The 12370-nt window shown below is 50.6% G+C and carries 11 protein-coding genes and 1 pseudogene; 8 read left to right on the top strand and 4 right to left on the bottom strand.

Going from position 1 to position 12370, the window contains the following annotated elements; genetic code table 11:
* Nucleotides 1-202: 202 nt before the first annotated feature.
* A complete protein-coding gene (locus EXW96_RS27765) occupies nucleotides 203-457 on the bottom strand; it encodes a Crp/Fnr family transcriptional regulator (RefSeq protein ID WP_174351327.1) in 255 nt (84 codons plus the stop codon).
* A gap of 167 nt (nucleotides 458-624) precedes the next feature.
* On the opposite strand from EXW96_RS27765, the pseudogene EXW96_RS20985 reads away from it, so the two are divergent.
* Nucleotides 625-1071 (top strand): annotated as a pseudogene (locus EXW96_RS20985) (LLM class flavin-dependent oxidoreductase); the annotation flags it as partial.
* 67 nt (nucleotides 1072-1138) lie between these two features.
* Here EXW96_RS20985 and EXW96_RS20990 read toward each other — a convergent pair.
* Nucleotides 1139-2038, bottom strand: a complete 900-nt coding sequence (locus EXW96_RS20990) for a helix-turn-helix transcriptional regulator (protein WP_074728607.1) — start codon at nucleotides 2036-2038, stop codon at nucleotides 1139-1141.
* A gap of 206 nt (nucleotides 2039-2244) precedes the next feature.
* Here EXW96_RS20990 and EXW96_RS20995 point away from each other — a divergent pair, with 206 nt between their 5' ends.
* The 5 genes from EXW96_RS20995 to hmpA all read left to right on the top strand — a co-directional run bounded on the left by EXW96_RS20995 (nucleotide 2245) and on the right by hmpA (nucleotide 7882).
* Nucleotides 2245-3423: an LLM class flavin-dependent oxidoreductase gene (locus EXW96_RS20995; protein WP_174351328.1), complete on the top strand. Its 1179-nt coding sequence runs from the start codon at nucleotides 2245-2247 to the stop codon at nucleotides 3421-3423.
* 27 nt (nucleotides 3424-3450) lie between these two features.
* Complete coding sequence (locus EXW96_RS21000) at nucleotides 3451-4749, top strand: ABC transporter substrate-binding protein (protein ID WP_174351329.1); 1299 nt, start codon at nucleotides 3451-3453, stop codon at nucleotides 4747-4749.
* Nucleotides 4750-4752: 3 nt separating this feature from the next.
* Nucleotides 4753-5625 carry a carbohydrate ABC transporter permease gene (locus EXW96_RS21005; RefSeq protein ID WP_062409801.1) on the top strand — a complete coding sequence of 291 codons (873 nt, stop codon included), beginning with the start codon at nucleotides 4753-4755 and terminating at the stop codon, nucleotides 5623-5625.
* Between the two features lie 17 nt (nucleotides 5626-5642).
* Nucleotides 5643-6458 (top strand): carbohydrate ABC transporter permease, encoded by an 816-nt coding sequence (locus tag EXW96_RS21010; protein WP_174351330.1) that lies wholly within the window; start codon nucleotides 5643-5645, stop codon nucleotides 6456-6458.
* A 176-nt stretch (nucleotides 6459-6634) separates the two neighbouring features.
* Nucleotides 6635-7882 (top strand): NO-inducible flavohemoprotein, encoded by a 1248-nt coding sequence (gene hmpA, locus EXW96_RS21015; protein WP_174351331.1) that lies wholly within the window; start codon nucleotides 6635-6637, stop codon nucleotides 7880-7882.
* A 12-nt stretch (nucleotides 7883-7894) separates the two neighbouring features.
* On the opposite strand, the gene EXW96_RS21020 is transcribed toward hmpA, so the two are convergent.
* Complete coding sequence (locus tag EXW96_RS21020) at nucleotides 7895-8407, bottom strand: Crp/Fnr family transcriptional regulator (protein ID WP_054817483.1); 513 nt, start codon at nucleotides 8405-8407, stop codon at nucleotides 7895-7897.
* Between the two features lie 204 nt (nucleotides 8408-8611).
* Here EXW96_RS21020 and EXW96_RS21025 point away from each other — a divergent pair, with 204 nt between their 5' ends.
* The gene (locus EXW96_RS21025) at nucleotides 8612-8935 is read left to right on the top strand and encodes an ArsR/SmtB family transcription factor (RefSeq protein ID WP_235594164.1); all 324 of its coding nucleotides are present in this window, start codon (nucleotides 8612-8614) and stop codon (nucleotides 8933-8935) included.
* Between the two features lie 172 nt (nucleotides 8936-9107).
* Entirely contained in the window at nucleotides 9108-10787 is a 1680-nt protein-coding gene (locus EXW96_RS21030) for a SulP family inorganic anion transporter (protein ID WP_174351332.1), read from the top strand.
* 249 nt (nucleotides 10788-11036) lie between these two features.
* On the opposite strand, the gene EXW96_RS21035 is transcribed toward EXW96_RS21030, so the two are convergent.
* Complete coding sequence (locus tag EXW96_RS21035; protein WP_174351333.1) at nucleotides 11037-12341, bottom strand: dicarboxylate/amino acid:cation symporter; 1305 nt, start codon at nucleotides 12339-12341, stop codon at nucleotides 11037-11039.
* Nucleotides 12342-12370 lie beyond the last annotated feature (29 nt).

Consider the following 12370-nt stretch of genomic DNA (forward strand, 5'->3'; position numbering starts at 1 on the left):
CGTGGGTTCCGCCGTGATGTTCCCGGACCTAGTGTAACACTGCACCGGCCTCCCGATCGGTTCATTAGTTACGTACCACGAAAATGATAAGAAGAAAAAAATAAGCTTGTATATCCAGTTCATCAGGTAACATGACAAATGGATTTCAAGCTTACAGCTATCGGGGTTTGTGAATGGTAACATGATTTCGGATATGATTTGATTACTCCATACCAAAAGCGGCAATGCGCTCAAGAGCCGGCAGATCCATTACACAAAGGGTTCTCTTCCGCAGCTCAACTATTCCGCGTGCCCGCCAGTCATTCAGCACCCGCGTAACCATCACCCTCGAGGTACCCGTCAAAGCGGAAAGCTCCTGATGAGTAATAGCCAGCGAACGAAACCCTTCAGGCTGCCGCTTCCGTACGCGCTGTCCGGCTGCTACGGCGAGATGCGCTATCGAGCAGCCCTTGTTCAAAGAGGTTGGGCACGGCCATTATGCGGCTTGTCACGATCCTGTGATATAAGGCGGACAATATGCCGAGCTTTCAAGCGGCCATCGAAAGTCTCGTTTCAATTTCTTGAATTCCAATTGACATACTTGGTAATAATAGGTAAAGTATAGGATAAATCTATAGCTGTCAACCAGCTTTGGACTTTCTGGGACGCTTCTACGAACATCACGATTTCTCGCAGTATCCGCTTGACGCACCGTTTCCCGATATCGGGGATCTTGGAAGCAACAGCTTCCAGAGCGCAACGGACAAGATGAAAGCCTGGGCCAAGCAGGAGGGTCTCACCCTCCGTCAGGTGGCGCTGCGGGTTGCGACACCGAAGCCGACGTTTATCGGTACGCCGGAAGCCGTTGCCGATAAGCTTCAAGCCTGGTTTGAGGCGGGAGCGGCCGACGGCTTCATTGTCAGTTCAGCCGTGCCAAGGGGACTGGAGGAATTCGTTGATCTTGTCGTGCCGATTTTGCAGCAGCGCGGGTTATTCCGCAAGGAGTACGAATCGGATACGCTGCGGGGCCATCTCGGCCTGCCGGTTCCTGAGAACCGCTACGCGCAGAAACGAAAGGCCGTCACGCAGTAATAAACGTTGGAGAAGAGGATCCCCTCGGAAGACAGCACGAGACTGTCGATACGGGGGGATTTTCGATTTATATGGAAAAGTCTAAAACATCTTCATTTTCCTCGCGCCTGCTGCTTTGTTTTATCCGATACTCCTTTGGTGAGACGCCGACCATTTTCTTAAACGCTTTGGAAAAGGTAAACAGATCGGGGTATCCGACCGATTGCGCAATTTCCGTCATCGTATAATTGGTCTGCTCTATCAGCTGCTTCGCCTCCTTCATCCGCAGCTGTTGAATGTATTGGATGGGCGTAACCCCGTAAGCTTTGCGAAATTGTTTCGTATAATGGGTTCGGTCCACGCCGACAAACTCTGCTGCACGCTCTACAGTAATCCCTTCCACATAATGAATTTCCAAATATTCCTTTCCTTTCTGAAGCCAGGAGACCGTCCGGTTGTCCTGCGCACTGGGCTGGATATTCGCGCCGGAAAGCTCTTCGAAGATGCTGTAGAACATCCGGAGCCTCGCTAAATCCGTATGCTCGTGAGAGCTGACCAGACGGTAAAATTCCCACATCAGTTGAATAGATTGGGGGGTGAGGGCGTCCGCCGCATGGGGAGTGTGCGGCCGGAGACCGATGCGGTCCAGCAAATGGAGGGCTTGCTTGCCGTCAAACGCAAAAAATATTTTGCGCAAAGGGGCATCCGGGTCCGTGTAATATTCATGTATCACCTGAGGAAACAGGCAAAACATATCATTTTTCTTCAGCCTGAAGGTTTGATGGTTTTGAATGAATGTTCCCTGACCCTCCAGTACAAACAGCAGGTAATAGTATGGAGACGTTCGAGGGCCGATATGGTAGTTAGGCTTTGCTATATTATGTCCCAAGCGGATCGGCCAGGCCGCCCCGGATTTCTCGAATTCGGAGGGGGTGAAAAAGTAAATCTCCAGGTATTCATGATGGTCCTCGCGCATATTGCCAGTCATGGGTTTCACCTCATTTTGCTATGTTTATCCGGTTCATTTTGTTCATTATTGTATCATAACGCCACAAAATGACAAATTAAAATCACCTCATAATGACATTGACCCCATCCGGGGCGCTTGCTATAGTTTAATCACAAACTATTCCAAGTAGTTTTGTTGGATATCGACCGGTTCACTGGAGAATGTTCAAAAAAGGAGACTACAAGATGAGCAATCAGCAGAAGGAAATTCAGTTTGGGTGGTTTTTGCCTACAGCGGGTGACGGAAAGTATGTGGGGGTGGCACCGGAAAGAAAACCGACACTCGATTATTTGATCCAGGTGGCTCAGGCGGCGGAACATGCCGGATTCGGGTTCGTACTCATTCCGACAGGGGGAGCTTGTATGGATGCCTGGGTCGTCGGGTCCGCCGTGATGAGCCATACGAAGACGCTGCGGCCGTTGGTAGCGGTTCGTCCCGGTTTGATGGCTCCCGTCCTGGCGGCCCGGATGGCTGCGGCGCTGGACATCCTGTCGGAAGGCCGCGCGATGATCAATGTGGTGACGGGCAGCTCGGTTCAAGACTTGGAGGAGCTGGGAGACCAACTGGCCCATGCTCATGACGAAAGGTACGAAAGAGCACGGGAATATCTCGAGGTCATGACCCGGGCCTGGACACAATCGGGCGGCTTATCCGCTTCGGAATTTACAAGGAGTAACATCGGGTCGGATCCGGAACGGCAGCAGCAGCCTTTTGTCGGCAAGTACTATCAATTTCAGCGGCCGGTAAGTACACCGCTGACGGTCCAAAAACCGTATCCGCCCTTCTATCTCGGGGGCAGCTCTCCGATTGCCAAGAGAGTGGCTGTTGAATATGCAGATACATTCCTCATGTGGGGCGAGCCGCATGCCTGGATTCAAGAGCAAATCAAGGAAATCGAGAGCATACGAGCGGAGTACCGTGCGGAAAAGGGCATTGACCGTCCTCTGCGCTATGGCCTTCGAGCCCAGGTTCTTGTGCGCGACACGGAAGAGGAAGCTTGGGCTGCGGCATGGGAACTGATCAGCAAGGTATCTCCGGAGGCCATAGAACAGGCGCAGCGGCAGTTCGCCCAAACAGACGCAACGAACCAACGCAGGCAGAATGAACTGAGGGAGCAATCCAGGAACGATCGCTTCGTAATCGGCCCTAATCTGTGGACGGGACTGTCGCTGGTGCGGTCCGGGGGAGCGATTCTCATCGTCGGCACCGCTGAGCAGGTGACTGACCGGCTGCTGGAATACGCTGAACTCGGCGTATCGACCTTCATCCTGTCAGGCTATCCCCACCTGGAGGAAGCGGAAATTTTCGGACGGGAAGCACTGCCGCTTTTCCGCAAAAAATGGGCACAAAAGCAGCAATCATAATCCAAATATGGAGTACAGGAGGTCTTCATGGTGAAATGGAATCAAGTTAGATCGATCTTATTGGCTGGCGCCGTATCCTCAATTTCCCTATTATCTGCTTGCGGCGGAACAAGCGGAGGAACAGCGTCTCCATCGGCTCCGGCTTCGGATGCCGCGTCTCCGCAGGCTTCCGACAAGCCGGTCACGATCAGCTTCCTTCATTGGCGGGGCGAGGACGTAAAGTCCTTTAACGGCATCATTGAGCAGTTCCAGAAGGAATATCCGAACATTAAAGTAGAGATGCAAACGATGCCTTCCGATCAGTATCAATCCACAGCGCAGGCGAAGCTTGCCGACGGATCCGTAGGCGACGTTTTTACCTCCTTCCCGGGAGCCCAGTTTCAGGCGTTATCGAAGGCAGGCATTTTTAAGGATCTCACCGGAGAGAAATTTCTGGAGAATTTCAACGAGCCTTTAATTCAGGTCGGGAAGAAAGACGGGAAGCAGCTTGCTATCCCTTATCAGCTCGTATATAACGATCCGATCTATAACGCGAAGCTGTTTGAGAAATACAATCTGACCCCGCCGAAGGACTGGGAAGGCTTTCTGGCGCTTTGCGAGAAGCTGAAGTCGAACGGCATTATTCCGATTGCGTTCGCGGGGGCCGATATCGGTCCGGGACAGTTGATGAACACGATGGTCATGAACAACGGACCGGCCGATATCTTTACGAAGGTCGAAGCAGGAGAAGCGAAGCTGACCGATGAATTTTGGGTAAAGACGTTAACGCAGTTCAAAGAATTAAACGATAAAGGCTATTTCCAGCCGAACGCACTTGGCACGAAGGATGCCGCAGCAGGCGCACTGTTCATCCAGGAGAAGGCGGCCATTCTGGCCAGCGGTTCTTATCAGCTGGCGCAGAACAAGCAGCAGAATCCGAATCTGGTGCAAAAGCTGCTCGCTCCGATCACTGTCACCGCCGACAAAGCCGTCTATGAAGGCGTTCATACAAGCACCTTCCTGTTGGCGGTAAATAACAAGTCCAAGCATCCGGAAGAAGCTAAGAAATTTATTGAGTTCTTAAGCCGCAAGGATATCGCGGGCCAATATGCAAACGAGACAGGGCAGAATGTGACCGTTAAGGATGTGCAATACACCACCGATGAGCTGAAAGCAGCGGCAGAATGGGCGAATAAGAAAACCTTGTTCCAGCCGCGATTTACGATTACAAATGCCGAGAATCAAAAGGCGGTCACCAATTCCATTCAAGCCGTGTTGAGCGGCAAATCGCCAGAGGATGCTGCGAAGGAAGCGCAGGCGATTGTCGATCAGCAGCTGAAGAAATAAGCGATGAGAAATCGTAAGGCTCTATGGCTTTTTATTCTGCCCGGCACCTTGCTCTATGGTTTTTTGTTTCTGTATCCGACGATATCGGGTTTATTCTATTCCTTCACCAACTGGGACGGCGTTTCGCCGTCCTATCGGTTCATTGGCTTGGACAATTACATCCATACGGTACAAAACATTGTGTTCCAAAAAGCGTTGGCCAATAATGTAAAGTTTATGTTGGTTGTCGTTCTTTTTCAAACGCTCATTTCGTTATCCTTGGCGTTGCTTTTGGTCAAAAATACAAAAATCAACGTATTTCTGCGCGCCCTTTATTTCTTTCCAACCATTTTGTCCTCGGTTTCCGTGGGACTGATCTGGGCATTTATTTACGACCCTTCCATCGGCCTGTTGAATACGGGATTGCAACAGGCGGGGCTTCAAGCCTGGACGCAGAGCTGGATCGGAGATGTGAAGATCGCATTGTATTCGATTGCGGCCGTTCAGGTTTGGGCGCATGCCGGACAGATGATGATCGTATTCGTCGCCGGGCTGCACTCCATCCCTGTGGAGCTGTATGAGGCGGCGAAAATAGACGGCGGCGGACGATGGCAGGTTTTTCGTATGGTCACCTGGCCGCTGCTGGCTCCGTCGGCAACGATTGTAGTGGCTTATACCACGATTCAGTCGTTCAAAGCGTTCGATCTCATTTTTACGATGACCGATGGGGGACCAAACTATTCGACTGAAATTTTAACGACTTATATTTATCACCTGGCCTTTGCCAGCTATTCCTTCGGAGAGGCTTCGGCCGTTTCGGTATTGTTTCTCATTTTATTGTCTGTTCTGACGGTACTGCAGTTTAAAGCCCTGCGGGCAGACCGTGTATCGTATTAAAGAGAGGTTGAAGCGTCATGCTGATGAAATGGACTGGCCGACTGATACTGCTTCTGTATGCGCTGCTGATCGCGCTGCCTCTGTATGTCGTATTGATTTCCGCGTTCAAGTCGCCGCGGACGTTTTTTGCCAACCCGCTGAACTGGCCCAAGCCGTTCACGTTGACTAATTTTGTGTCCATGTTCAAGGAGCAGCCGATCTGGAGCTATTTTCTGAACAGCATCATCGTAACCTTGGGTTCCGTACTGTTGGAGCTCTTGCTTGGCAGCATGATCGCTTATGCGATTTTTCGCCTCGGAGGCAAAATAGGCAAAGGGATCTTCGCGTTGTTCGCAGCGGGTCTGATCGTTCCTTCGCAGGTGAACATGCTGCCGATCTACTCGCTTGCGCACAAGCTGGGCTGGTCTGATCAGCTGTACGGACTCGTGCTGGTCACCGTCGCCTTATTGCTGCCGGTGACGGTCTTTATGCTGGCGGGCTTTATGCAGCTGCTCAGCAAGGAAATTCTAGAAGCGGGGAGCATCGACGGAGCGGGAGAGTGGACGCTGTTTACCCGATTTGCCCTGCCGTTGTCCGCCCCCTCGATCGCAGCTGCGGCCTCGTTCCTGTTCGTGATGGTATGGAATGACCTATTGATTCCAATGCTGATGATTAACGGCAAGTCAAAGCTGACGCTGCCGCTGGCCATGCTGCAGTTTCGCGGAGAGTATGTCACCAATTATCCTATGCTTTTAACGGGAGTTGTGGTCACCTCAGTGCCGATGGTCCTGCTGTTTCTGTTCCTCCAGCGCTATTTCGTTGCAGGACTTACCGCGGGTTCGCTTAAGGGCTGACGTCAGGACTTTTGAAAATAAGGATGGCCAGAATGGTTCTTTGCCATATAAACTCTCTCCAGGTATGTCACAGATCATTGCGATTTGCTGTGATTGCAATCACACAGCCGGGCGGTTTCAGCTATTATACTTGGCTCATGGAAAGCAAACAGCTTGTGACAATGGAGGGAATGGTTATGCTAAGCAAAGAAACGATTCGGATCATCAAGTCAACCGTGCCGGTATTGGAAATCCACGGAGTGAACATTACCAAACGTTTTTATCAGCTGTTATTTTTGAATCATCCGGAACTATTGCATATTTTTAATCATGCGAATCAGAAGCAGGAACGGCAGCAGACCGCTCTTGCGAATGCCGTCTACGCCGCGGCCATGCATATCGATCATTTGCCGGCTATTCTCCCCGCTGTAAAGCAGATTGCACATAAGCACCGCAGCATTGGCATTCAGGCGGAGCATTACCCGATCGTCGGGAAATATTTGCTTGTTGCCATCCAGGATGTGCTGGGCGAGGCCGCAACGGAGGAGATTATAGCGGCATGGGCTGAAGCCTATAAAGTCATTGCTGATGTTTTTATTGGCATGGAAGCCGGCATGTATGAGCAGTCCGCGCGGCAGGCCGGCGGCTGGGAAGGGTATCGGGACTTTGTGGTGAAGCGCAAAGTGAAAGAGAGTGACGTGATCTCGTCGTTTTACCTTGTTCCCCGGGATGGCGGGCCGTTGGCCGGTTTTGAACCAGGGCAATACGTAAGCGTCAAGCTGGAAATTCCCGGGGAACAATATACTCAAATTCGGCAATACAGCCTTTCCGATGCTCCCGGGAAACCGTACTACCGCATCTCCGTCAAACGCGAAGAGGGGCATCCGGATCGCCCGGCGGGCAAGGTGTCCGTATATTTGCACCGGCAGGTGAAGGAAGGCGATATCCTCCGGTTATCGGCTCCCGGCGGTGCCTTCACGTTAAACCGCGAGGACCCGCGTCCGGTTGTTTTGATCAGCGGCGGAGTCGGAATAACACCGATGATGAGCATGCTGAATACACTGGCCGATACGGATCCGCAGCGTCCGGTGATCTTCATACACACGGCTGTGAACGGAAACATGCATGCCATGAGGGAGGAAGTTAAATCGCTGCTGCCCAAGCTTCCTCATCTATCGGTTTACTTCTGTTATACAAGACCGACGGATTCCGATAAAACGGCCCGTGTGCACCATCATGAGGGATACTTGAACCTGCCGTGGATGAAAACGGTGATTCCGACCACGGATGCCCAATTCTATTTTTGCGGTCCGGTTTCGTTGATGAAGACGGTATACCGGGCATTGAAAACCTGGGGTATTCCCGCAGCCGATATGCATTATGAATTTTTCGGACCGGCGGGGAGTCTGGACGATGTCGCCGAGCCGGCGGGAGCAGGCGGCTAACCCGATCTGAATTTAAACGTCGGCTTTATTCGATTGGGCCCGCAGCAGCCTGTTGACCGTCTCGCGACGGAGCCCGATCAGTTGGCCGATTTCGTCTTGTGTGAGCACATCCGTCAAAGGTTTGGGTCCGATATAGGTTGCAAACCATTGCTGCAGCTTTCGCAGTTTGTCCGCAGGAGCGATTTGGCTCAATTGGTCTATTCTTTGCTGCATCATGCGAAGCTTGTCCTGCAGGAGCCGGGCGATCTCAAGGCATTTCTCGGGCTCCTGTTTCAAGCTGCCGTACCACTGCTGCGGGGGAAGCGTTTCGATTTCGCTTGTCGTAAGTGCAATAGCCGTTGCGTGATAAGGCATTGGACTGATCAAGGAATGATGAGGAATGATTTCCCCGGGTACGATGATATTGATTAAAACCGGATTTCCGTTTTCGTGTAAGCGTACGATTTTGAGCAGTCCGCTTTTTACGTGATAGAGGGGGCCGGTTTCCCCTTGGCGAAACAGTGTCTCACCCTTATGCAGCAGCATCCCAAACACCTCATTTATTGGAAACGCCCGATGGTTTATGACGGGCGTTTTTTACTTATTTAAAGATATAGACTTTTCCGGACGGCTGCAAGAACATACGAATGGAGAAGGGAGACCGCGTTAAGCAGGAATCCCTTTCAATGCATCTTCCCTTGGAACTGTGTTATGATACTTGTATACTGGAATGGACAAAGGGGAAGTCTTATGCAAAATATTCAACAATTTAAATCGGAATTTTTCAAAGCGTTGGCTCATCCGATGAGAATCCGGATTCTTGAAGTATTAAGCGAAGGAGATAAGAATGTCAACGAACTGCAAAATATATTAGGCTCTGAAGGTTCGGCCGTTTCGCAGCAGCTGGCCGTGCTGCGGAATAAGAATGTGGTTTATGGCCGAAAAGAGGGGACTTCCGTCATTTATTCTTTACGCGATCCATTAATTAAGGATCTGTTGGCTGTGGCCAAACAAATTTTCGATAATCACCTGGTCGATGCGATTACGCTGCTGGAAGATATCCGTAAAGATTAGTTCCGAACAAGGAAAAGGGCAGGAAACGAAGCGTGGTTTCGCTTTAAATCGATTTGATGATTGTACTTTAAAGAGATGATCATTCTTGGCATTTGACAAAGGTGGAACAGGGACGTATCATCCTTTATATATTCAAATAATCAAATATTTAAAGAAAAGAAGGTTAGTCCGAATGAAACCCACTGGCAGATTTAAAGGTTATACCATGATTGCTTTTCGCAAAGATCTGGTTTCCGGACTGATTGTGGGGGTTATTGCCATTCCGCTTGGAATGGCTTTTGCCATTGCATCCGGCGTCAAGCCGGAATATGGGATTTACACAACCATCGTAGCCGGAATTTTAATTTCCTTACTGGGGGGCTCTAAATTTCAAATCGGCGGACCGACCGGCGCATTTATTCCGGTCCTGCTTGCCATCGTATTGCAGTATGGATATGAAAACCTGCTGATTGCCGGATTTTTGGCCGGGATACTTCTCGTCCTGATGGGAATATTTAGATTAGGGACTCTGATCCGGTTTATTCCGAAGCCTGTCACGATTGGCTTTACCGCCGGCATCGCCATTATCATATTCAGCGGCCAGATCGCCAATTTTTTGGGCTTGCGCGATATCGCCAAACATGAAGATTTCTTTTCCAATATGAAAGAAATCGCCATCCACCTACCGACGTTTAACGGCTACAGCATTCTGACGGCGTGTATTTGTTTGGTGATTCTTTTATTGTGTTCCCGGTTTACGCCTAAAATTCCGGGGGCATTAATAGGGCTTATCGTTTCCAGTGTGGTTGCTACTTTGTTGTTTAACGGGGAAGTGGCTACGATCGCTTCGACCTTCGGGCCTATTCCAAACACCCTGCCGCACTTCCAATGGCCGTCTCTGACCTGGGAGAAGATCGAAATGATGCTGATCCCGGCTTGTATTATTGCCATGTTAGGCGGAGTTGAATCGCTTTTGTCCGCGCTGGTTGCCGATGAAATGACAGGAACCCGCCACAACAGCAACCGGGAATTAATCGGTCAAGGCATTGCCAATATGGTGACTCCGTTATTCGGAGGCATACCGGCTACCGGGGCTATTGCACGGACGGCAACCAATATTAAAAATGGCGCCGTTTCCCCCATGTCCGGTATTATTCACGGCTTTATTGTACTATTGGTGCTGCTTCTATTGGCACCGTACGCATCCCTTATTCCGCTTGCAAGCATGGCTCCGATTTTAATGATGGTCGCCTGGAATATGAGCGAGCGCAAAGAATTCGTACGTATCCTAAAGACGAAAACCAATGATTCCATCATTCTCTTGGTCACATTTTTATTAACCATATTTACAACGCTGACCATTGCAGTAGGGATAGGTTTAATTTTATCCGTATTATGGTTTGTCAAGCGAATGAGTGACCTGAATACCGTTTACCAAATGCCGTCGAACCATTCGGCCAAGCAAGTGAAGGTGAAAGCGCTTATGGACGCCGACAGCCGGGAATTGCACCATATGAACATTTATACGATTGAAGGGCCTCTTTTTTTCGGGACAGCTCTTCCTTTGGAAGAGAGCATTCTCGGCAATCTGCATCATAAGTCAAAGATACTGCTGCTTCAGATGGGGAAGGTTCCGTATATCGATACGACAGGGGCGGCCCATCTGGACCGGCTGATCGGGCATGTGATGAAATCGGGCGGTGTGGTGCTGTTATCGGAAATAGGGCAGCAGCCCTTATCCATTCTGGAAAGGACAGGGCTGCTCCAACGTGTAGGTCGTGAGCACGTATTCGGTCATACGAGCGAGGCGATCGAATTTGCTATAAAAAGACCGGCGAGAATCCGCTATGCCGAAAGCACAGCGATGAAATAATTTCGCCTGACGGCATGTCCATGGTGCTGCGAACCGGTACATCCGGCCGGCGCCTGAGAACGATCCGGAAGGCCGGCTGCACCAAAAATGGGCCGACCAACTGCAGTCAAAACGACTGCGGTTGAGTCGGCCCCGATTTTATGTACCCATCTTGTTAAGAGCGCCATGAAGAACAGGGCCGTCCCTCCGTCATTTTCATGACTTTTGGAACGGCCCTTTTTCAATTAAGGATGAATGTTCTTTATAAGGTTAGACCGATTTGGGAACACTGTTTCTGATCGGTTGAGTTTCTTCCGCCGTTTGTCCAGCTGCGGATTCAAGCTGCCCGCCAGGATGAAATTCGTTTTCCGATTTGGCGACGATGACGGTGGCTACGCCGTTGCCGATCAGATTCGTAATGGCGCGCGCTTCCGACATGAACCGGTCGACGCCGAGGAGCAGAGCCATACCCGCCAGAGGGATGGAGGGAAAGGCGGCCAAAGTGGCGGCAAGCGTGATGAATCCCGAACCGGTGACGCCCGCCGCGCCTTTTGAGGTTACCATCAGTATGCCAAGCAGCGTAAGCTGCTGCCAGATGGTCATTTCCACCCCGGATGCCTGGGCGACAAACATGGCGGCCATCGACAGGTAGATGGCCGTGCCGTCCAGATTGAACGAGTAGCCGGTAGGGACGACCAAACCGACGACCGACTTGGAACAGCCGTATTTTTCGAGCTTATCCATCATGCGCGGCAGTGCCGACTCGGAGGAAGAAGTGCCCAACACCAGCATGATTTCCTCTTTAATGTAAGCGATAAATTTAAATATGCTGAAGCCGTATGCTTTGGTGATCATTCCGAGAACGACAATGATAAACAAAGCCATCGTAATATAAACCGAACCCATCAGCTTTCCTAGAGAAGTAAGGGACTCAATCCCGAATTTGCCGATCGTATACGACATGGCGCCGAAGGCGGCAATCGGAGACACTTTCATGACCATGTTTACGACACCGAAAAAGGCGTGCGAAAGTTTATCGAACAGATCAATGACCGGCTTGGCCTTGTCGCCCATAGCGGTCAAAGACAAACCGAACAGGATCGCAAAGAACAGAATCGGCAGCAGATCTCCGCCGGCCATGGCGGCGACGACATTATCGGGTACGATGCCTACAAGAAAGTCGACAAAGCCGTGATTGGATTGTTCCGCCGCTTTCTCCGTGTACTTGGAAATGTCTCCGGTTGCTTTGGAAGCGTCGATCCCTGCACCCGGTTTAACCAAGTTGACAACCACAAGACCGATCGCCAGCGCGATCGTGGTAACGATTTCGAAATATAAAAGCGCTTTCCCTCCGATGCGGCCAACTTTTTTCATATCGCCCATGTTTGCGATCCCGTGCACAACGGTAAAGAACACGATAGGCGCAATAACCATTTTGATTAACTTGATAAAGACATCTCCAAGGACTTTCAATTTTTCGCCCGTTGCGGGAAAGAAATGTCCAAGGAGGATGCCTAGTATGATGGCAATAACGACTTGAACGGTTAAGTTTCTCAAATTGATCCGGAATTTCATGGGACAGCCTCACTTTCACTTTTTTGAAA

This window comes from Paenibacillus sp. JMULE4 (assembly GCF_013337105.1).
Lineage (GTDB): Bacteria > Bacillota > Bacilli > Paenibacillales > NBRC-103111 > Paenibacillus_G > Paenibacillus_G naphthalenovorans.